We start from the raw sequence: 21,505 nt of genomic DNA on the forward strand, positions 1-21,505 counted from the left end.
TCGGCTCCCTCACAGGCTTTGGATGATGGAGTGGATCAGATCGCGCGACTTCGCGGGACTGAGGGCGATGGCCTCCACGACGTCCAGGAGGCGCCGGTACTTCTCCAGATGGGCCTCGGCGTCCAAGAGCACCGGGCCGTGGAACTGGTCCAACTGCACGGTGTCCAGCGGCGGCACGGGGCCGCAGAGGTAGTTGATCGACTGTCCCGATCCGGGGAACGCCCCGACGTCGAAGGGGAGTACGCGAAGGGTGATGTGCTCCCGCAGGCTCATGGCGATCAGATGCCGAAGCTGATCGCGTGCCACCCGCCGACCGCCGACCCGCATGTGCAGGGCGGCCTCATGGATCACCGTGCTGTACGGGTTCGGGTTCTCCCGGAACACGAAGTCCTGCCGCTTGATCCGGTGCGAGACGCGGTGCTCGACCTCTGGCGGGGTGAGGGCCGGAATCGCCTGACTGAAGATCTCCCGGGCGTGTTCGGCGGTCTGGAGCATGCCGGGGATATGGGCGGTGAACGCGGTACGGACGGCGGTGGCGTGGTGCTCCAACTCGGCGAGGGTGAGCAGTCCTGACGGCAGTACCTCGCCGTACGCGTCCCACCACCAGCCACGTGCCTTTTCGGCCGCCATGTCGGCGAGGGCGTCGATGTAGGGCTGGTTCGTGCACGAGTAGATGCCGGCCATTGCCCGCACACGGTCCGGACTTACCCCGAACCGGGCCGACTCGACATTGCTGAGTTGACCCGAACTCGTGCCGAGCAGCTGTGCGGCCTCGGTCGAGGTCAGGCCGGCCCGTTCGCGGAGTTTGCGCAGCTCAGTCCCGAGCCGGACACGCCGAGCCGTCGGCGCGGGCCTTGGCGCCATGAGACCTCCTCCTACCGGGCGTGCGGCGAGCTTGTCACCCACACGGGGGAGAAAGCGCCGAGCTTCTTCGAATCGGCGCAAAGAACCTTTGTGTGACCCTTATCTTCGTTCCCAGGCGCCACCCCGCCTGGCAGCGCACCGTGGGACGCCGCGGCAGAGACACCAGGCACTCGTCCAACTCCCCTCAGCGACCGGAGACTTCCGATGGCCACCGTATCCCCGCCCTGGAACTACACCCTGCATCTCCCGCACGATCCACGCGCCCCGGGGATCGCGAGAGGCGCCTTGAGGCTGATCCTGGCCGCACATGAGATGCCCGACCTCGCCCCCACAGCGGAGCTGATCGCGGCGGAACTGCTGGCGAACGCGCACTATCACACGAAGAAGCCGTACGCCTTCCGCCTCCTCTCGCCGTCCCCCGGACGGGTCCGGGTCGCCGTCTGGGACACGGACCCGCGCGTTCCGCCGGGCTTCACCTCCGACCAGCCTCCCCCCGCACCGGACGCCGAACACGGCCGCGGCCTGCACCTGGTCCGGGCCTGCGCGGACGCGACGGGGGTGTCGGTCCTACGAGAACTGGGCGCGTCGAAGGGCGGGAAGCTGCTGTGGGCGGAGTGCGGGGTGCCGGGATGGTGAGCCGGGCCATACTGGGAGCTGGATCGATGTCCGTTCACCAGGAGCCGACCATGAGCGCACAGCCCGAGCACGGCTGGGGAACGATGCCCCTCCCGGCGATCCGGACCGTGGACGACCTGCGCAGCGCGCTCAGCCGCTACGGCTTCCCCGGCGACCGGGAACGCTTCGAGACGGAGCTGGCCACGGCCATAGGAGCCTCGCCGACCAACGACTTTGCGGGCGCCGCCGCAGTGGTCCGTGCCTACCGGCACCGGGTCCTGATCAGGAACTCGCCCGAGATCATGACGGCCCTGGAAGACGCGCGCGGCGGAGGCGGCCGTACGTGAACGAGATCCCGCTGGAGGAGGCCGAGTCCGCCAGGAAGGCGTTCGGCGATCTGACGGAGGGGGAACGGGAGGTGGTCCGCGCGGCACTCGCTGCCATCGCCCGCGACCCGGCGGCGGGCCGGGAGATCCCCGGCTGGCGCCCTCCGTCCCTGGAGTACACGTACACCACCCCGCTGGCCCCCGACTCGGCGGAGGCGATCACGGTCGTGTACACGCACACACCGGGTCTGGGCGTGACAGTCGTCTACTACTTCCGTGATCCACAGGTGGTGGACTGACTCCGGGGACGGGTCACTCGCCCTGTCCCTCCCCCGTGAACATGCTGATCAGCCCGTGGGGCGTGTCGTCGCCGAACATGAGGGCGTAGAGCTCGGTGCCCTCGTCGGCGGTTTCGGCGCTGCGGGGGAACATGGCGCGCTCATGCTCGGTGAGCGCGGTCTCGATGTCGTCGGGGTGGGCCGCCAGGGCCTGGGCGAGCTCCGCGCCGTCGAGCATGGCGAGGTTGGCGCCCTCGCCGTTCGGGGCGGCAACGTGGGCGGCGTCGCCGATCAGGGTCACTCCCGGTATCCGCTCCCACCGGTGCTCGACGGGCAGGGCGGCGAAGGGACGCAGCACCGGGGCGGTGTCGGCGTCGGTGATCAGCGCGGTGAGTTCCGGTGCCCAGCCCTCGAACTCCCGCACGATCCGGGCGACGGCCGCGGCGGAGTCGGTGAAGTCGATGTCCGCGAACCAGTCCCGCGGCCGCCTGAGCATCACGTACGTGTGCAGGTTGCCGCCCCTCTCCCGGTGCGTCACGAAACCCTTGCCCGGCGCGAGCGCGAACAGCGCCCCGCCTCCGACGACCTTCGCGCTGGCCGAGTGCCGGGTGTCGGAGTCGTACAGGTACACCTCGACGCAGGACATGCCGGTGTACTCGGGCGTCGCGGGGGAGAGCAGCGGCCGTACCCGTGACCACGCCCCGTCCGCACCGACCAGCAGATCGGTGACGACCGAGGTGCCGTCGGCGAAGGTCACCTCGTGGCGACCCCCGCCGAGCGCACGGGTGCCGCTGACCTTGTGGCCCCAGCGGACCGTGCCGGCCGGGAGCGAGTCGAGCAGGAGTTGGCGCAGTTCGCCGCGCTGCACCTCGGGGCGGGAGCCGGTGCCGTCGTCCGGGTGGTCGAACAGGAGGGTTCCGTCCCGGTCGACCAGCCGCGTCGCCTCGCGGCCTGCCAGGACGAGGCCCTGGAACTCGTCCATCAGACCGGCCGCCTGGAGGGCCAACTGCCCGTTGTAGTCGTGGATGTCGAGCATCCCGCCCTGCGCCCGCGCCGTCGGGGAGGACTCCGCCTCGTAGACGGTGGAAGGGATGCCGTGGACGTGCAGGACGCGGGCGAGCGTGAGGCCGCCGAGTCCGGCACCGATGATCGTGACGTGGGTGGTGGGCATGGTGACTCCTTGCGGGTCGGGGCCGGCGGGCGGGCCCCGGCGGCGTCTTCGACAAGACTCCGGGCCCCGCCCGACAGGCCGCCGACATCCGACCGACACCCCCGACAAACGCCCGACACCGCACCGATCCCGGCCGACGGCCACCGCCCCGGCCCCGGCTGAAGGGCGCCACACCGGCTTCTGGGCCGACGACCGCCGCACCGGCCCTTGCCGACAGCGGCCCCACGGGCCCTTGCCGACAGTCGCGCCCCGGCCCTCGCCGAGGCCCGCCGCCCCGGCCCTCGCCGACGACCGCCACACCGGCTCCTGGGCCGACGACCGCCGCGCCCGCTCCTGGGCCGACGACCGCCCCACCGGCCCTCGCCGACAGCGGCCCCACCGGCCCTTGCCGCCAGTCGCGCACCGGCCCTCGCCGACACCCGCCGTCCCGGCCCCCGCCGACGACCACCGCCCCATCCGACACCCCCGCGCGCGTCCCACCCGGTCCGACCGCCCGGTCCGACCGCCCGGCCCTCCGCTCGGGCCCCCCGGTCTGGCGACCCTGCCCCCCTCCGCTTACTTCCTCCGCTTACTCCGCCCGCTCGCACCTCCCTCACAGATGCCGACCAGTCGGTATGGACATCCGCGCTCCGGCCCGGTACAGATGCAGTCATGCGCATTTCCGTGACGATCTTCCTCACCGACGAGACCATCACCCCGACCCGGCTCGCCCGTGAGCTGGAGGCGCGGGGCTTCGCCGGGCTGTATCTGCCCGAGCACACCCACATCCCCGTCGAGCGGGTCACCCCGTACCCGGCGGGCGGCGAACTGCCGCGTGAGTACGGCCGTACCCTCGACCCCTTCGTCGCGCTCGGCCAGGCCGCCGCCGTCACCGAACGGCTCGGTCTCGGCACCGGCATCACGCTCGTGGCCCAGCACGACCCGATCGACCTCGCCAAACAGGTCGCCACCCTCGATCACCTCTCCGGGGGCCGGTTCACGCTCGGGCTCGGCTTCGGGTGGAACGTCGAGGAGGCCGCCGACCACGGCGTCGAGTGGCGTACCCGGCGCGAGCTCGTGCGGGACCGGATGGCGCTCATGCAGGCCCTCTGGGCGGACGAACCGACCGCCTACGAGGGCGAGTTCGGGAGCGTACGGGCCAGCCACGCCTTCCCCAAGCCCGTCCGGAAGCGGACCCTGGTGGGCGGTGCCGCCGGGCCCAAGCTGTTCTCCCACATCTGCGAGTACGCCGACGGCTGGCTGCCCATCGGAGGCCGCGGCCTGTCCGAGTCCCTGCCCGTCCTGCGCGCCGCCTGGGCCGACGCGGGCCGCGACCCGGAGGCGCTGCACGTGGTGCCGTACGCCGTCTTCCCGAACCCCGGCAAACTCGCGCACTACGCCGACCTCGGTATCGAGGAGGTCGTGGTGCAGTTGCCTCCGGCGGGGGAGGGCGAGGTGCTGAAGGCGCTCGACGAGTATGCCCGTTATGTCCAGGACGGTAATGGTGGTGTGTGATGTCACCCACCTTCGGTCGGCCCCTCTGACCTGATCACACCGCTCGTATGCTCGAAGGATGACGACCTCCGCGACCTCCGGAACCGGCCCCACCGAGAACTCGATGCGTCGCGCTCTGAAACGTGCCCGGGACGGCGTGGCCCTGGACGTGACAGAAGCAGCGGTGCTGCTGCAAGCGCGCGGCGAGGCCCTCGTCGACCTCACCGCGTCCGCCGCTCGCGTCAGGGACGCGGGCCTCGCACAGGCGGGCCGCCCCGGTGTCATCACGTACTCGAAGAGCGTCTTCATCCCCCTGACCCGGTTGTGCCGGGACAAGTGCCACTACTGCACCTTCGTGACCGTGCCCGGCAAGCTCCGCCGGGCCGGCCACGGCATGTTCATGTCCCCCGACGAGGTCCTGGACGTGGCCCGCAAGGGGGCCGCGCTCGGCTGCAAGGAAGCCCTGATCACCCTCGGCGACAAGCCCGAGGACCGCTGGCCGGAGGCCAGGGAGTGGCTGGACGCGCACGGCTACGACGACACGATCGCCTATGTCCGGGCCATCTCCATCCGCATCCTGGAGGAGACGGGCCTGCTGCCCCACCTCAACCCGGGCGTGCTGTCCTGGACCGACTTCCAGCGGCTGAAGCCCGTCGCGCCGAGCATGGGCATGATGCTGGAGACGACCGCGACCCGGCTCTGGTCCGAGCCCGGTGGCCCGCACCACGGCTCCCCGGACAAGGAACCCGCCGTACGGCTGCGGGTCCTGGAGGACGCCGGGCGCTCCTCCGTCCCCTTCACCTCGGGCATCCTCATCGGGATCGGCGAGACCTACGAGGAGCGCGCCGAGTCTCTTTTCGCGCTCCGGCGCACAGCACGCGCGTACCACAGCGTCCAGGAGCTGATCATCCAGAACTTCCGCGCCAAGCCGGACACCGCGATGCGCGGCATGCCGGACGCGGAGCTGGACGAACTGGTCGCCGCCGTGGCCGTCGCCCGTCTCGTCATGGGCCCGGCCGCCAACATCCAGGCCCCGCCGAACCTCGTAGACAGCGAGTACGAGCGCCTGATCGGGGCGGGGATCGACGACTGGGGCGGGGTCAGCCCGCTCACCATCGACCATGTGAACCCCGAGCGCCCCTGGCCGCAGATCGAGGAGCTGACCGAGCGGTCCGCCGCGGCCGGCTTCGAACTGCGCGAACGCCTCTGCGTGTACCCCGAGTTCGTCCAGCGAGGCGAGCCCTGGCTGGACCCGAGGCTGCGCCCGCACGTGGCGGCGCTGGCCGACCCGGAGACGGGGCTGGCGCGTCCTGACGCTCTTCCGCGGGGGCTGCCCTGGCAGGAGCCGGAGGAGGCGTTCGTGGCGTCCGGCCGTACCGACCTGCACGCCTCCATCGACACCGAGGGCCGTACCTCCGACCGCCGCGACGACTTCGACGAGGTCTACGGCGACTGGGGCGCCCTGCGCGAGGCGGCCGCCCCCGGGATGGTGCCCGAGCGCATCGACACGGACGTACGGGACGCACTGCGGACAGCCGCCGACGATCCCACCAAGCTGACCGACGACGAGGCCCTCGCGCTGCTGCACGCCGACGGCCCGGCCCTGGACGCGCTCACCCGGATCGCCGACGACGTCCGCAAGTCGGTGGCCGGCGACGACGTGACGTACATCGTCACCCGGAACATCAACTTCACCAACGTCTGCTACACCGGCTGCCGTTTCTGCGCCTTCGCCCAGCGGCGCACCGACGCCGACGCCTACACGCTCTCCCTGGACCAGGTCGCCGACCGCGCCCAACAGGCCTGGGAGGTCGGCGCGGTGGAGGTCTGCATGCAGGGCGGGATCCACCCGGACCTGCCCGGCACGGCGTACTTCGACATCGCGAAGGCGGTGAAGGAGCGGGTCCCCGGCATGCATGTGCACGCCTTCTCGCCGATGGAGGTCGTCAACGGCGCGACCCGCACCGGCATGTCGATCCGGGAGTGGCTGACCGCGGCCAAGGAGGCCGGCCTCGACTCCATACCCGGCACGGCCGCCGAGATCCTCGACGACGAGGTCCGCTGGGTGCTGACCAAGGGCAAGCTGCCGACGGCGACCTGGATCGAGGTGATCGAGACGGCGCACGAGGTCGGCCTCCGGTCCTCCTCGACCATGATGTACGGCCATGTCGACCAGCCCCGGCACTGGCTGGGCCACCTGCGCACGCTGGCCGGAATCCAGCAACGCACGGGCGGCTTCACGGAGTTCGTGACGCTCCCCTTCATCCACACCAACGCCCCGGTCTACCTGGCCGGCATCGCCCGCCCCGGCCCGTCGATGCGGGACAACAGGGCGGTCACGGCGATGGCGAGGCTGCTCCTGCACCCCTGGATCCCGAACATCCAGACCAGCTGGGTCAAGCTCGGCACCGAGGGCGCGGCGGAGATGCTCCGCTCCGGCGCGAACGACCTCGGCGGCACGCTGATGGAGGAGACGATCTCGCGGATGGCGGGGTCGTCGTACGGCTCGTACAAGTCGGTGCAGGACCTGATCGCGGTGGCGGAGGCGGCGGGCCGTCCCGCGCGGCCGCGTACGACGCTGTACGGGGAGGTGCCGGAGGAGCGGCAGCAGGCGGCGGCCGTGTCGGACGGGCATCTGCCGGAGTTGTTGCCGCTGCTGGACTGAGTGAGGCGGAAGGTGGCGCGGCGGGGGCCGGTACGATGATCCGACCCCCGTTCGACGGGGATCCTTAGCCGAGGAGATGCGTGCCGTGCCAGCCCCGAAGGTCTGGGTGACGGGTCTGACCGTGGGGGCGATCGCCGCCGTCGTCGCCCTGGCCGTACAGGCCGACAAGGGAACGAAGCCGAGCGTGGCCGTCACCAAACGGCCGAGCGTGTCGGCGTCCCCGAACGCGTCCGCGCGGCCCGAGCCGTCCGCGACCGCGGTCCCGGACAGCTCCGGCACCGGCCGCCGGATCGTCTACTCGCTCGGCGAGAAGCGGGTGTGGCTGATCGACGCGAGCGAGGCGGCCCGGCGGACCTTCACCGTCTGGCCGGGGACGGTGGACCCGGCCCCCGGCAACTACTCCGTCTCGCTGCGCCGGGGAGACCCGACGACCGGATCCGACGGCGTGCGGATCGCGCACATCGTGTACTTCACCGCCGTGGACGGCGTGAACGTCGCCTTCTCCAACGCGGTGGACGGCTCCTCGCCCCCGCCCGCGAACGGCGCCCAGACCGGCGGCATCCGTATGAAGGCGGCGGACGGGTCGGCACTGTGGACGTTCGGCGAGACGGGGACCAAGGTCGTCGTCGTGAACTAGCGCTCGTCAACCAGCGCTACGGTCCGGCAGGTTGACGACCAACAGGACGACCCCGCTCAGCACGAACACCCGCAGCGCCGCGTCCAGCCCGTTCCAGGTGTCCGACTGCCACATGGAGAACCACTCCCCGCCGATCGCGATGAACCCGGCACCGAAGAGCAGCATCAGCATGAGCAGACCGTAGGTGGAGAAGCGCCGGGCGGCCTGGTCGTCCCGGCGCACCCACAGCCACGTGCCGTAGATCAGCACGAGCGCCGCGAGGGTCTCCCAGACGATGATCGCGACGTACGCCGTGTTCTGAAGTCCCTTGCTGGTGACGGCTCTCCACATCAGATCGTCGTCCTTGAACGTCGTGTCCATCGCGAGAACGTGCTGCACGAACGCCTGGTTCGTCCCGAAGTCCGTGATGTTCCCGAACGCGACGAGCGCTATGTACAGCGCGACGGACGCGGTGAGCAGGGTGGCGGAGAGGTGAAGTGCGCTGCGTGTGGTGCGTGGGGGTGTCGATGCCATGGGGGCCATCTTCCCCGGGATCCGAGAGGGTGATCCAGATCGTGAGCCAGAATGGCGGACATGACGAGGGCACGGCTGTCGATGCAGGAGCTGATCGCACAGCGCAGACGGGCCGGCTTCATCGGCCGAGGCGCTGAACGAGCCGCGTTCCGGACGAACTTCGACCTCCCTCCGGAGGATGAGCGGCACCGGTTCCTCTTTCACGTGCACGGCAACGCGGGTGTCGGAAAGACGTTCCTCGTCCGGGAGCTGGAACAAGTTGCCCGCGAGAAGGGCGCGTTGACGGCATACGTCGACGAGAGCGTCGGCAGCGTCCCGGAGGCGATGGCGGCCATCAGCCGCCAACTCGCCGCCCAAGGCTGCCGCTTCAAGGACCTGGAGCGACTCCTGGCCGCCCATCGGGAACGCCGGTACGAGGCGGAGGCGGCCGTCGCCACCCTCGAGGCGGAGCCGGAGGGGCCGTCGGCCGGCAGCATGGTCGCGGCGCGGGCGGGGCTGGCCGGGCTGGGGATGGTGCCGGGGGTGGGAGCCTTCGCGGGAGCCCTGGACGCGGCGCAACTCGCCCAGGGCGCCGACCGGTTGCGGGCCGGACTCAGCGCACGCTACCGCAGCCGGGAAGACGTTCAGCTGGTCATGCAGCCGGAGCAGGTGCTCACACCCGTGCTGCTGAACGAACTCACCGACGCGGCGGCCACGGCCCCCTGGATCGTCCTGTTCTTCGACACGTACGAGCGGACCGGCCCGTTCCTCGACGGCTGGCTGCACGAGGTGATGACCGGCGACCGCTACGGCACCCTCCCCGCCACGGTCGTCGCGGTGACGGCCGGCCAGCGCCCCTTCGACACAGCCCGCTGGGGAGCCTTCGCCGACTTCATGACGGACGTACCGCTCGGGCCGTTCACGGAGGCGGAGGCCCGCGGGCTGCTGGCGGGCAAGGGAGTCGTCTCCGAGCCCGTCGTCGAGGAGGTACTGCGCCTCACGGGCGGCCTGCCGGTGCTGGTCTCCACCCTCGCGGAGCAGCGCCCCGCCGACCCCGACGACATCGGCGACCCCAGCGCCACGGCCGTGGAACGCTTCCTGAAATGGGAACAGGATCCCGTACGGCGATCCGCGGCCCTCGCCTGCGCCCTGCCCCGCCACCTGGACATGGACGTGTTCCGGGCGGCAGTGGACTGCCCGGACGGCGAGGCGGACGCGCTCTTCGCCTGGCTGCGGGCCCTGCCGTTCGTGGCCGACCGCGGCGACCGGATCCGCTACCACGACCTGGTGCGCGAGACGATGCTGCGGATGCAGCGCGGCCGCTCCCCGCGCGGGTGGGCCGGTCAACACACCCGCCTGGCCCGGACCTTCGGCCGGTGGCGGGCGGAATCCGAAGCCGGCCGCGGGGAGCGGGAGCTGTGGGCGGACGAGAAGTGGCGGGAGCTACGGCTCACCGAGACCTACCACCTGCTGTGCGCCCAGGCATCCGCCGCGCTGCCCGTGGCGCTGCGGGACTTCGCCGACGCCTGCGACACGGACGACGTCACCGCCGCCCGCTGGGCACGGACCCTGCTGGACGCGGGCCGGGACGGCGACACGGAGGCGGTGTCCCGCTGGGGGAGCGACCTGTCCCGGGCGCTCACCGAGGGCGGCACGATCGCGGCGCTCGCCAGGCTGCTGTCCCGGGCGGGCCTCGACGAACCGGCCCAGGCACGCGCCCTGGTGGTACGGGGCAGCGCACTACGGCGCGTCGGCGCGCTGGAGGAGGCACTGCGCGAGTACGACCGGGCCGTGACCCTGGATACCGACTTCGCGCGCGCCTACCGGGGCCGCTCCTACGTCCGCGGCGAACTCGGTGACTACGAAGCGGCCGTCGACGACCTCGACCGGGCCCTCGAACTGGAGCCGGACAGCGCCTCCGCCCACTCGGTGCGCGGTGAGTACCACCGGGCGCTCGACCACGCCGACGCAGCGCTCCGGGATCTGAACCGGGGGATCGAGCTGGACCCCGCCCACCACTTCGCCTGGGCCTCCCGGGGGGCCGTCCACCTGGCCCGGGGCGAACTCGACGCCGCGCGGGCGGACTTGGACCGGTCACTGGACCTAGACCCCGACTACACCTGGGCCCTGGTCCGGCGCGCCCGCGTATGGCGCGGCCTCGGCGACCCCGCCCGCCAACTGGCCGACCTGGACCGAGCCGTGATCCTCCAGCCCGACTGGCCCTGGGGCCGCTGCGAACGCGGCGACGCGCTCCGGAACGCCGGCCGCGTCGAGGAGGCACTCCGCGACTACGACCACGTGCTCGCCCTCGACCCCGACTACGCCTCCGCCCACGCGAGCCGAGGCGCCGCCCTGGCCGCCCAGGGCCGGCACGAGGAGGCCCTCACGGCCCTGAACCGCGCCCTGGACCTCAACCCCGCCTACACCTGGGCCCTGTGCCACCGAGCCGAAGCCCACCTCGCCCGCGCGGCCTTCGACCTGGCCCTCGCCGACGCGGAACGCGCCTGCGCGCTGAGCCCGGACGACGAGCGAGCGCGTGCGGTCCGGGACCGGGTGCGAGGGGCCGCCGGATGACGCCTTCGGTCAGGTCACGCCGAGCGGTTCCCGTCTCCGTCCCTCATGTCATAGGCCCGCCGGGCCTCGTCCACCCTCTCCAGGTTCGGTGACCACTCCGCCAGGGTCGCGAACAACGGGGCCAGGCTGCCGCCCAGTGCGGTGATCTCGTACTCGACGCGGGGCGGGACCTCTGCGTGGTACGTGCGGTGGACCAGGCCGTCGCGTTCGAGCTGGCGCAGGCGCTGGGTCAGGACCTTGGGCGTGATGGTGGCGATCCGGCGTTGCAGTTCCACGAAGCGCTGGCGGCCGTACGCGTGCAGGGTCCACAGGATCGGCGTGGTCCAGCGGCTGAAGACGATGTCGACCACCGGCGCGATGGGACAGGCGTTCTCCGGGGCGATCTCGGCCTGTCGGGGTGTGGTCTGCGTCACATCGCTGCCCTCCGCCAATACTTTCCTCTAGGTACCTACTGGCTTCCCGATAGTAGCTTCGCCGTGTGTCCACAGGAACCAGTCCAGGGACCTCAGAAACGGGGATCAACATGATCGTGGTGACCGGTGCTACGGGTAACGTCGGACGGCCGCTGGTGCGGGCCCTCCTCGCGGCGGGGGAGCGGGTGACGGCCGTCTCCCGGCACAGCCCCCGCGAAAGCCCCGTGGCAGGGGTACGGCATCACCAGGCCGACCTCGCCGAACCCCGCACCCTCAAGCCCGCCCTCGACGGCGCGCACTCCCTCTTCCTCCTGACTTCCGGGGACTTCCTGGCGCAGGGCGGCGATCTCGACGCGGTCCTCGAGGTCGTCCGAGCCGGTGGTGTCGGGCGGATCGTGCTGTTGTCCTCGCAGGGCGTCGGCACCGGTGATCACCCTTCCGCACCGGAGGACGCCGTGCGGCGGTCGGGGCTCGAATGGACCATGCTGCGGCCCGCCGGGTTCCACTCCAACACCCTCCGGTGGGCCGGTGCGGTGCGCGCCGGGCGGACGGTGGCGGCGCCGTTCGGGGACGTCGCGCTGCCGACCGTCGATCCGGACGACATCGCCGAGGTCGCCGCCGTGGCACTGCGGGAGCCCGGACACGCGGGACAGGTCTACGAGTTGACCGGGCCCGCCCCGGTGTCCCCCCGGCAGCAGACCGCCGCGATCGGGGAGGCGCTCGGCGAGCCGGTGCGGTTCGTCGAGCAGAGCCGGGCCGAGGCCAGGGCGGAGATGGCACGGTTCATGCCGGAGCCGATCGTGGACGCCACCCTCGACATGCTCGGCGACCCGTCGCCGGGTCTGCGGCGCGTCAGCCACGACGCCGAGCGGGTCCTCGGCCGGCCGCCGCGCACCTACGCCGAGTGGGCGGCCCGCAACGCCCCCGCCTTCCGGTGACGTGCGGTTTCCGGTCCATAACCGGCCTTGACGGGCCAACCGGTTCTCACCTCGCATACCCTCACGCCCCCTGAACCCCGCACCCCCTGTCGATTACAGTGCTGAGCGTCGTACATACGGACGGTCGCCACGGGGAGGTCTTGGTGGGCGCGACAACCGGGGCCGTCGTCTGGGGACGTGCCGAGCAGCAGGACTTCCGCAGCCGGGTGCGCGGGACGCTGCTCGGGGTGGCCGTGGGTGACGCGCTGGGCGCGCCGGTCGACGGGCTCGGACTGGACGAGATCAGGGAGACGTACGGCGCCGAGGGGCTCCTGGACCTCGGATTCGGGTTCGGCCGGCGCGGCGCCGTCACCCATCTCACCCAGCTCAGCCTCTTCACCGTGGACGGGCTCATCCGGGCCCAGGTGCGCCGGGACACCGGCGCCTGGCATCCGCCCACCGATCTGCACCGGGCCTACCTCCGCTGGTTCGCCACCCAGCGGGACTGGGGGCCCGACGAGCGGCGCAAGGACGACGGCTGGCTGGCCCGGGAGGAGTGGCTGTACGCCCGCCGCGACCCGACCCGGTCCCTGCTCATCGGGTTCGGCGACGACACCATGGGGACGCTGGAGTCGCCCAAGAACCCGAACGAACTCGGGCCCGAGGCCACGGCCCGTTCCGCGCCCTTCGGGCTGCTCGTCGGATGGGAGCCGCAGCTCGTCGTACAGCTGGCGGTGGAGTGTGCCGCGCAGACCCACGGGCACCCCGTGGCCTATCTGTCGGCGGGCGCGTACGCCGTGATCGTGCACGCGCTGGCGCTCGGCGACAGCCTGGACGGGGCGGTGCAGCGGGCGCTCGCGCTGCTGGCCGCGCGGCCCGGGCACGAGCCCGTGTCGGACGCGCTCCAGCACGCGCTGGGTGCCGTACGGCAGGGGATGCCCACCCCGGCGCGGGTGGAGGAACTCGCCGCCGACGGCTCGGCGGACGGGCTGCTGTCCGCCGCCGTGTACTGCGCCCTGGTCGGGGAGGACGTACGGCACGGTCTGTGCCTCGCCGTGAACCACGACGGCCCCTCCGCCGCGGCCGGCGCCCTCACCGGCGGCCTGCTCGGCGCCCTGCACGGCGAGACGGCCCTCCCGCCGGCCTGGCTGGCCGAGCTGGAGGGCCGTCCCACGCTGCTGGAACTCGCCGACGACTTCGCGATGGAGATGACCCAGGGCCCGGCGCTGCACGGGCCGGCGGGAGCGTCGCCGGGGTGGCTGGTCCGCTATCCGAGGGCCTAGGACCTAGCTCCGCGGCTGGTCCTTCACCCCCGTGACGATCACGTCCTCCACACCGCCCGCCGGAGTGGGGATCGCGGCGGCCGCCGCTCCGTCCCCGTCCCCGTCCGTGTTGATCTTCTCGATGATCGCGAGGCGTTCCGGGGTGTCCTCGGGCTTGATGAAGCCGATGAGGATGTAGAGGACCAGGGAGACGGCCAGCGGGATGGATACCTGGTACTGGAGCGGTACGCCGCCGTCGACCTTCCAGTTGATCGGATAGTTGACCAGCCAGAAGGCGAGCAGGCCCATCGACCAGCTGGTGAGCGCGGCGGTCGGTCCCGAGCGGCGGAACGGGCGGAGCAGGCCGAGCATCATCGGGATGGCCATCGGGCCCATGAGACCGGCCACCCACTTGATCACGACGGTGATGATGTCCTTGAACGCGGGGGAGTTGACCTGCGTCGCCGCCGCCATCGACAGGCCGAGGAAGACGACCGTCGTGATCCGCGCGACCCTGAGGCCCTGCCCCTGGTTCCAGCTGCGCGCCCTGCGCCACACCACCGGTGCGCAGTCCCGGGTGAAGACCGCCGCGATCGCGTTGGCGTCGGAGGAGCACATGGCCATGGTGTGCGAGAAGAAGCCGACGATCACCAGGCCCAACAGGCCGTGCGGGAGCAGCTGTTCGGTCATCAGGCCGTAGGAGTCGGAGCCGTCCGGCTTCTGCGACTGGACCAGCAGCGGCGACATCCACATGGGGAAGAACAGGACGACCGGCCACACCAGCCACAGGATCGCCGACAGCCGTGCCGAACGCTCGGCCTGGTGCGCGTTGGCCGTGGCCATGTAGCGCTGGGCCTGGTTGAGCATGCCGCCGTTGTACTCGAAGAGCTTGATGAAGAGGAAGGCGAGCAGGAAGACCGTTCCGTACGGCCCCACCAGCGGCTCTCCGTGGCCCTTGAGCGCCCACTCGTCCCAGGCGCCGAAGAACCCGATGCCCTTGTCGTTGAGCTTGAGGACGACGGCGACGAACATCGCGACACCGGCGAGGAGTTGGATGACGAACTGCCCCAACTCGGTGAGCGCGTCGGCCCACAGCCCGCCGATCGTGCAGTAGACGGCCGTGATGGCACCGGTGATCAGGATGCCCTGGTTGAGCGAGATGCCGGTGAACACCGACAACAGGGTCGCGATCGCGGCCCACTTGGCGCCCACGTCCACGATCTTCAGCAGCATGCCCGACCAGGCCAGCGCCTGCTGCGTCTTGAGGTCGTAGCGGTTCTTCAGGTACTCCAGCGGGGAAGCCACATGGAGCCGTGAGCGCAGCCGGTTGATGCGCGGCGCGAACAGCTTGGAGCCGATCGCGATGCCGAGGGCGATGGGGAAGGACCAGGTGACGAACGAGGTGACGCCGTAGGTGTAGGCGATACCCGCGTACCCGGTGAACATCACCGCGCTGTAGCCCGACATGTGGTGCGAGATGCCCGACAGCCACCACGGCATCTTGCCGCCGGCGGTGAAGAAGTCACTGACGTCGTCCACGCGTTTGTGCGACCAGACGCCGATCGCGACCATCACACCGAAATAGCCGATGAGCACGGCCCAGTCGAGACCGTTCATATGCGCCCTCCCAGGGATCAGCCCGGCGCTCATCGTGGGTGCCGTCGCGTGGACACGACAAGCTGGCGTCAGGTCAAAGGGAGGTAAAATCATTCGTGATGATGGCCTGCGTTCACCTACATGAACTCACCGCATCAGCTCCCCGGCGTTGACCAGCAACGACTGTCCGGTGATCGCCCGCGCCCGGTCCGAGGCCAGGAACACCGTAGCGTCCGCCACGTCCCCGTCGGTCGCGAGATCGGGCAGCGCCATCCGCTCGGTCAGCCGCTTCAGCACGTCCGCCTCCGGCACCTTCTCCGTGTGGGCCGTGAACTGCACGTACGCCTGCACCGGCGGCCCCCACATCCAGCCCGGCAGCACGGTGTTGACCCGGATCCGGTCCGGGCCGAGTTCCCGCGCCAGCGAGTACATCGCGCTGGTCAGCGCCCCCTTCGAGGCGGCGTACGCGGCCTGCCGCACCTGCGAGGGCGCGGCCACGGCCGACTGCGTCCCGACGAACACCACCGAACCGCCGCCCGCCGCCCGCAGTCCCGGCAGACAGGCCCGGGTCATCCGCAGCGACCCCAGCAGGTTCACGTCGATGACCGACTGCCAGGTCGCGAAGTCCGCGTCCCCGAGCCCGCCGAAGTAGCTGTCCCACGCGGCCACCTGCACCACGGCGTCCAGCCGCCCGAACCGCTCCACCGCCAACTGTGCGAGCGCGGAGCACTGTTGCTCGTCGGTGATGTCCGTCGATTGGTACGCGGTGTGCGCCCCGTCCGGATCGATCTCGGCGGCGCTCTTCGCGAGGTTCGCCTCGGTCCGCGCACCCAGCACCGCGTTCCCGCCGTCCCGCACGACGGCCGCCGCGACCTGGTGACCGAGCCCGGCACCCACTCCCGACACGACGACGGTCTTCCCGGAGAGAAGTGACATACCGACGGCCTCCCTGCTCTGGCGCATTATCTGACGGGGCGTCAGAGTATGGGCGAGCGCTGGAGGAGGGAAGGTCCCATGCCGGAAGAGACCCACAGCGAGACGTACGCCGAGCTGGCCGCCGTCGGCCCCTACGGAGTGCATCCCGGACACGCGCTGATCACCATGGTCGAACCGCATCCCGGCCACGAGTACGCCTACAACCGCTGGTACGAGGATGATCATTACTACGCCGGCGCGATGGCGATGCCCTGGATGTTCGCGGGCCGGCGCTGGGTGGCCACGCGGGACCTTCAACTCCTGCGCCACCCGGAGAAGTCGGCGGTCGCCCAGCCGGTGACGGCAGGCTGCTATCTCTCGGTGTACTGGGTGACGGACGGCCGCTACGACGACCACATGAGGTGGACGGTGGCCATCAACAAGCGCCTCAACCGCGACGCCCGCGTCTACCGCGACCGCACCCACGTCTTCACCGCGTTCCAGGACCACGAGTCCACGGTCTACCGCGACGGCGCGGCGGGCCCGAGGGACTTCCACGCCCTGGACCACCCGTACGCGGGCCTGGTGTTGGAGGTGATCGACGCCGAATCCCCGGAGCGGCGAGGGGAGTTGCTGGAGTGGCTGGTCTCGAGGCACCTCCCGAAGCGGCTGGCGGGCTCCCCGGCGGCGATGGTGACCGTTTTCCGCCCGACCCCGCTCCCGGGCGACCGTATGACCTATGTGAAGCAGGTGGAGGGCGTCGACACCCGACTCACCCTGCTGTGGTTCCTGGAGACGGACCCGAGGGAGTGCTGGGAGCGGTACTTCACGGCCCTGGAGGAACCACCGATGGGCCGGGTGGAGCTGCTGGCGCCTTTCATCCCGACCATCCCGGGTACGGACAAGTACGTGGACCAGCTGCGCTGACCGCCTTCAGGGGCGCGGGGCTGTGCCGATATGCGGCTCCGCCGCGTGGGCGCGACCAGCCCCCACCGGCCCGCAGCCGACGGACTACTTCAACTCATCAGGACAAGGCGTCCCACGCGGCACCGTATAGGGCGCCGCCAACCGGTACGTCCCCGCCCGCGGAGCGAGCAGCATCGTCCACTTGTCCCCGTCCGCGTCCTCCGGCGTCTCCATCAGGCAGCCGTTGACATTGTCGAAGGTCTTCGGCTCCCCGTCCTCCCGGTTCTTCGACGCGTCCGTCTCCTGCGGGGCCTGCAGCTTCTTGCCGTCCGCGTCGACGATCGACAGCCAGGGCGAGTAGGGGATCCGGATGAGGATGCGCCCGGCCTTCTTCACCCGCATGGTCATCTCGCCCTGCGCGGCCCGGTCGACGACCGTGTTCGGGGAGGCGAGCGGTGCCGGGTCGGTCACCTGGAACAGCTGCCAGTTCGCGTCACCCCAGATCTGCTTCAGGTACGGCATCCCGCGCTGGACCAGCTCCCGCTCCCGCTCGCCCCCGTCCCCGTCGGGCTCGTCCTTCGGTACGACCACGAAGTGCACGGCCCAGCGCTGGAGCCACTCGTGGTAGTTCGCGGAATTGAGGGTGTCGTCGTAGAAGAGCGGGTTGCGCTCCATGTCGGCCTGCCGGTTCCAGCCCCGGGCGAGGTTGACGTACGGCGCGAGCGCGGACGCCTCGCGGTGGGAGGCGGCCGGTACGACCTCGACGCGGCCCTTCTCGGCGCCGACCTCCTGGAGTTCGTTGACCAGGGGGGCCAGCTCGCGCGCCCAGGACGCGGTGGGGGTCGTGTGGACGACGTCGTCGACGGACTTGAAGCCGATCCAGGTGGTGAAGCCGACGAACGAGACGACGACGGCGTACCACTTGCGGGAGCGCGGCACGGTGAACGGCAGTGCGGCCGCCAGGGCCACCCCCGCGAAGAGCATGGGCAGCCGCGAGATGTTGGAGCCGATCTGGGAGCTCACCAGCCAGACCAGGACGACCGACAGGCTGTACACCCCGGCGGTGATCCGGACCGTCGTCCACTCGCGCGGGACGAGGAAGTAGACGAGGAGGCCGTACGCCAGCGGCAGGAGCACCGAGGCGATCTTCATCGGCTGGGTGCCGGAGAACGGGAAGAGCCAGGCGGACACCGCGACCACCAGGGTGGGTGCGATGCCCAGGGCCCAGGCGCCCGGACGCCGTTTCTCCAGGAAGAGCGCCACCGCCACCAGGCCCACGAACAGGCCGGCGACCGGGGACGCCATGGTCGCGAGGGCGGCGAGCGGGGCCGCGCAGGCCGCCTTGGCCCAGCGTTTGTAGCGCAGGCGGTGCGGCCAGCAGAAGACGACCGCGACCGCGCCGAGCGCGAACATCGTGCCGAGCCCGAAGGTCACCCGTCCTGAGGCCGCGTTGCAGAGGAAGGCGTACACGCCCGCCAGCGAGGCCCACAGCGGGTTCTTCACCGACCGGCTGCGGATGAGGACCAGCGTCAGCAGGCCGGCCGAGACGGTCCCGGCCAGCATCATCGTCGTACGGACGCCGAGGACCGACATCAGATACGGCGAGACGATGCTGTACGACACCGGGTGCATGCCGCCGTACCAGGCGAGGTTGTACGCCGAGTCCGGGTGCCGGCCGACGAACTCGGCCCACGCGTCCTGCGCCGCGAGGTCTCCGCCGCTGTTCGCGAACGTGAAGAACCAGACGATGTGGAGGACGCCGGAGAGCGCGGTCATGGAGAGGACGGGGTGGCGCAGCAGCCGTTCGCGCAGTGCGAGGAGGGCGGTCCAGGTCCTGGCTCTGAGGCCCCGCGGGCCCTCGGGAGGGCCGCCGTGGTTGCCGCCGTGGTCGGTGTCAGGTTCCGCGGGCACGCGTATTCGCGGGCCGGTACCCGGGCCCGGGTCGGTCTCGTCGGCGCGTGTCGGCTCCGCAGTGGCCACCTGAAGGCACTCCCCGTGGTGTCCCGTCTTCTTTTCTCGGCCGCGCCCCAGCGTCGACCTGCCCCGGTTCGTGACGCTAGCACGCGGCCCGCCGTCCGGAACCCGGGCGGGGTCCGGCCGGGGGCCGCGTGAGCTGTCCGTCCCGGTGGTGGATCAGCCGACGCGGGTCAGCTTGTCGGTGAATCCCGGTTCGGTCAGATCCTTCTGCAGGGTGACCGGGACCTTGACCGCGCCGCCCTCGCCGTCACCGACGGTGAGGCTGCCGACCTTGGTGCCGGCCTTCGCGGTGTGCGGTACGTCGTCGGCGGCGAAGGACAGCTTCACCTTGAAGCCGGCCCAGCCGACGGCGGTGACGTCCTCGGTCAGCACGACGGGGGTGTGGCCGCCGAGGCCGTCGTCCACGTAGCCGACGACGTCACCCTTCTTCAGGATCTTCGCCGAGGTCAGGGCCTCCTCGGCCGCGAGCAGCGCGACCTTGCTGACGTCGTTGACGGTCTTGATGATCGGCGCCTTGTGCTGGCCGAGGATCGCGCCGACGACGGTGACGTTCTCCCCACCGACCTTCTTGCGGGACGCGAAGAGGAGGTTGCCGCCGGCCGCGCTGGTGGTGCCCGTCTTGATACCGATGCCGGTGTAGGGGACCAGATAGTTGTAGTTGTACCACTTCTGTCCGGACGGATCGACCCACTGTCCCATGGACGTGATCTCCACCAGCGCCGGGATCTTCACGATCTCGTTGCCCAGCTTCACCTGGTCCTCGGCGGTGGAGACGGTGGTCTCCTTCAGGCCCGAGGCGTCGGTGTACGTCGTGTTCTTCATGCCGAGTTCCTTGGCGGTGTCGTTCATCTTCTTGATGAACGCCGTCTCGGAACCGGCGTCCCAGCGGGCGAGCAGCCGGGCGATGTTGTTGGCGGACGGGATCATGATCGCCGCGATCGCCTGCCGCTGGGTGAGGACGTCGCCCTGCTTGACGGTGTTGAGGGTGGACTCGCCCTGCTTGTTGTAGCCGCCCTCCTTCTCGGCGAGGGCGTCGACGGTGATCTTCGCGCCCTCCTCGCCGGACTTGAGGGGGTGGTCCTTCAGGACGATGTAGGCGGTCATCGCCTTGGCCACGGAGCCGATCGCGACGGGGGTCTGCTTGCCGAAGTCGCCCATCGTGCCGACGCCGTTGACGTCCATCCAGCCCTGGCCCTGGGTGGGCCACGGGAGGGTGGCCTTGCTGCCGTCGAACGTGTAGGAGTCCTCGGCGGTGAGGCTGAGCGTCGGGGCCGGCAGCGGGCGCAGGGACTGCGCGATCGCAAACACCACGACCAGGAGGAGCAGGATCGGCGTCCAGATCTTGACCCGGCGGCCGAGGGTGCGCAGGGGGCTGGGCGGGGGCGGCGGGGTGTTGGTGAGCTCCGCGAGCAGGTCGAGGGGCGGCTTCGGCGGCAGGGGCTGCTGCGTGGTCCGCTCCGGGCCGACCTGGGGGACGGCGGCGGTCACGTCCGCCTTCGGCCGCGTCTCTCGGGGCTCGTCGAGGGCCTTCAGCGCGACGAACCTGCTCGTCCGCTCGGCCGCGGTCTCCGGCTTGGCCTTCGGCTCGGCCTCCGGTGCCTTGCCGAGCTTCAGCATGGTGGTGGGCTGGTCCACGGGGGGCCGAGGGGCCTTGAAGACGGCGGTGGGCTGGTCGACGGGGGGCTTGTCGGCCACGCCCGCGTCATCGGGCTTGGCGTCTTCGGGGGCCGCGCCGTCCTCGCCGGGTCCGTCGTCCGTCTTCGGGTCGGTGGGGGCCTTGTCGGTCACGGCGGCGTCGCTGGGCTCGTCGTCCGTGTGCGGGTCGGTGGGGGCTGGTCGCGCAGTTCCCCGCGCCCCTGGGGGGTTCGAGTCGCCGGTCTCCGGAGTGTCACCCTCGTCTTCCGCAGCGGTTTCCTCGGCTACGGCTGTCTCGGGGGCCGGCTCCGGCTTGTCGGCGGTCTCCGTGTCCGGGTCGGACTCGTCCTCGGAGGTCTCGTCGGCAGGCTCGGCGCCCTTGCCCTCGGGCTTCTCCGCGGTCTCCGCCGTGCGGGAACCGTCCTTGGGGCCGTCACCCGTGGCCACCCACGCCGCCACCGCGTCCCGCAGCCGCGCATCGCCCGCCGTAGCCGGCTCGTCGCGCTCACCGGAGTCGTCGGACCGGCTGTCGGAGTCACCGGTGCTCTCAGCCGTACCGGAGTCGCCGGACCCGCTGTCGGGGTCACCCGAGCCCCCGGCCGTCCCGGAGTCGTCGGGGCCGTCGGCTGCCCCGGAGTCGTCCGGCGCCTCCGTCGTGCCCGCGTCGTCCGAGCCCTCGGCCGTCTCGGAGTCGCCCGAGCCCCCGGCCGTCCCGGAGTCGTCGGGGCCGTCGGCTGCCCCGGAGTCGTCCGGCGCCTCCGTCGTGCCCGCGTCGTCCGAGCCCTCGGC

General features: G+C 71.2%; 17 protein-coding genes and 1 pseudogene. 10 read left to right on the forward strand and 8 right to left on the reverse strand.

Annotation, left to right across the window (positions count from 1 at the left end):
* Positions 1–9: 9 nt before the first annotated feature.
* Entirely contained in the window at positions 10–864 is an 855-nt protein-coding gene (locus ABZT06_RS43130) for a helix-turn-helix transcriptional regulator (protein WP_355753664.1), read from the reverse strand.
* 204 nt (positions 865–1,068) lie between these two features.
* Here ABZT06_RS43130 and ABZT06_RS43135 point away from each other — a divergent pair, with 204 nt between their 5' ends.
* Genes ABZT06_RS43135 through ABZT06_RS43145 form a run of 3 tightly spaced genes read left to right on the forward strand, consistent with a single transcriptional unit; the run spans position 1,069 to position 2,104 of the window.
* Complete coding sequence (locus ABZT06_RS43135) at positions 1,069–1,500, forward strand: ATP-binding protein (RefSeq protein ID WP_355753666.1); 432 nt, start codon at positions 1,069–1,071, stop codon at positions 1,498–1,500.
* A 50-nt stretch (positions 1,501–1,550) separates the two neighbouring features.
* Positions 1,551–1,826, forward strand: a complete 276-nt coding sequence (locus ABZT06_RS43140; RefSeq protein ID WP_355753668.1) for a hypothetical protein — start codon at positions 1,551–1,553, stop codon at positions 1,824–1,826.
* Complete coding sequence (locus ABZT06_RS43145) at positions 1,823–2,104, forward strand: hypothetical protein (RefSeq protein WP_355753671.1); 282 nt, start codon at positions 1,823–1,825, stop codon at positions 2,102–2,104. Before ABZT06_RS43140 ends, ABZT06_RS43145 begins: the two co-directional genes overlap by 4 nt.
* A gap of 13 nt (positions 2,105–2,117) precedes the next feature.
* Here ABZT06_RS43145 and ABZT06_RS43150 read toward each other — a convergent pair whose 3' ends face one another.
* Positions 2,118–3,254 (reverse strand): NAD(P)/FAD-dependent oxidoreductase, encoded by a 1,137-nt coding sequence (locus ABZT06_RS43150; RefSeq protein ID WP_355753673.1) that lies wholly within the window; start codon positions 3,252–3,254, stop codon positions 2,118–2,120.
* 651 nt (positions 3,255–3,905) lie between these two features.
* Between ABZT06_RS43150 and ABZT06_RS43155 the strand changes: the two genes are divergently transcribed.
* From ABZT06_RS43155 to ABZT06_RS43165, 3 genes are all read left to right on the forward strand, one after another.
* Positions 3,906–4,748 (forward strand): LLM class F420-dependent oxidoreductase, encoded by an 843-nt coding sequence (locus tag ABZT06_RS43155; RefSeq protein ID WP_355753676.1) that lies wholly within the window; start codon positions 3,906–3,908, stop codon positions 4,746–4,748.
* A 58-nt stretch (positions 4,749–4,806) separates the two neighbouring features.
* Positions 4,807–7,392, forward strand: coding sequence for a bifunctional FO biosynthesis protein CofGH (locus ABZT06_RS43160; RefSeq protein WP_355753679.1), 2,586 nt, complete (start codon positions 4,807–4,809; stop codon positions 7,390–7,392).
* Between the two features lie 76 nt (positions 7,393–7,468).
* Positions 7,469–8,029 (forward strand): hypothetical protein, encoded by a 561-nt coding sequence (locus tag ABZT06_RS43165; protein ID WP_355753682.1) that lies wholly within the window; start codon positions 7,469–7,471, stop codon positions 8,027–8,029.
* A 6-nt stretch (positions 8,030–8,035) separates the two neighbouring features.
* On the opposite strand, the gene ABZT06_RS43170 is transcribed toward ABZT06_RS43165, so the two are convergent.
* Positions 8,036–8,542: a DUF2165 domain-containing protein gene (locus tag ABZT06_RS43170; RefSeq protein ID WP_355753685.1), complete on the reverse strand. Its 507-nt coding sequence runs from the start codon at positions 8,540–8,542 to the stop codon at positions 8,036–8,038.
* Between the two features lie 60 nt (positions 8,543–8,602).
* Here ABZT06_RS43170 and ABZT06_RS43175 point away from each other — a divergent pair, with 60 nt between their 5' ends.
* Positions 8,603–11,095: a tetratricopeptide repeat protein gene (locus tag ABZT06_RS43175; protein WP_355753688.1), complete on the forward strand. Its 2,493-nt coding sequence runs from the start codon at positions 8,603–8,605 to the stop codon at positions 11,093–11,095.
* Between the two features lie 14 nt (positions 11,096–11,109).
* On the opposite strand, the gene ABZT06_RS43180 is transcribed toward ABZT06_RS43175, so the two are convergent.
* The gene (locus tag ABZT06_RS43180; protein WP_355753690.1) at positions 11,110–11,508 is read right to left on the reverse strand and encodes a helix-turn-helix domain-containing protein; all 399 of its coding nucleotides are present in this window, start codon (positions 11,506–11,508) and stop codon (positions 11,110–11,112) included.
* Between the two features lie 110 nt (positions 11,509–11,618).
* On the opposite strand from ABZT06_RS43180, the gene ABZT06_RS43185 reads away from it, so the two are divergent.
* Positions 11,619–12,446, forward strand: a complete 828-nt coding sequence (locus ABZT06_RS43185; protein ID WP_355753692.1) for an NAD(P)H-binding protein — start codon at positions 11,619–11,621, stop codon at positions 12,444–12,446.
* 143 nt (positions 12,447–12,589) lie between these two features.
* Positions 12,590–13,708: an ADP-ribosylglycohydrolase family protein gene (locus ABZT06_RS43190; protein ID WP_355753695.1), complete on the forward strand. Its 1,119-nt coding sequence runs from the start codon at positions 12,590–12,592 to the stop codon at positions 13,706–13,708.
* 3 nt (positions 13,709–13,711) lie between these two features.
* On the opposite strand, the gene ABZT06_RS43195 is transcribed toward ABZT06_RS43190, so the two are convergent.
* Complete coding sequence (locus tag ABZT06_RS43195) at positions 13,712–15,304, reverse strand: sodium:solute symporter family protein (RefSeq protein ID WP_355753698.1); 1,593 nt, start codon at positions 15,302–15,304, stop codon at positions 13,712–13,714.
* A 126-nt stretch (positions 15,305–15,430) separates the two neighbouring features.
* Positions 15,431–16,219: an SDR family oxidoreductase gene (locus ABZT06_RS43200; RefSeq protein ID WP_355753701.1), complete on the reverse strand. Its 789-nt coding sequence runs from the start codon at positions 16,217–16,219 to the stop codon at positions 15,431–15,433.
* A gap of 78 nt (positions 16,220–16,297) precedes the next feature.
* Between ABZT06_RS43200 and ABZT06_RS43205 the strand changes: the two genes are divergently transcribed.
* Entirely contained in the window at positions 16,298–17,125 is an 828-nt protein-coding gene (locus tag ABZT06_RS43205; RefSeq protein WP_355753704.1) for a hypothetical protein, read from the forward strand.
* Between the two features lie 84 nt (positions 17,126–17,209).
* On the opposite strand, the gene ABZT06_RS43210 is transcribed toward ABZT06_RS43205, so the two are convergent.
* Both ABZT06_RS43210 and ABZT06_RS43215 read right to left on the reverse strand, forming a co-directional pair.
* Entirely contained in the window at positions 17,210–19,084 is a 1,875-nt protein-coding gene (locus ABZT06_RS43210; RefSeq protein ID WP_355753706.1) for an MFS transporter, read from the reverse strand.
* 153 nt (positions 19,085–19,237) lie between these two features.
* Positions 19,238–21,505: pseudogene (locus ABZT06_RS43215) on the reverse strand (D-alanyl-D-alanine carboxypeptidase); the annotation flags it as partial.

The sequence above is a fragment of the Streptomyces sp. NPDC005483 genome, assembly GCF_040606035.1.
Classification (GTDB): domain Bacteria; phylum Actinomycetota; class Actinomycetes; order Streptomycetales; family Streptomycetaceae; genus Streptomyces.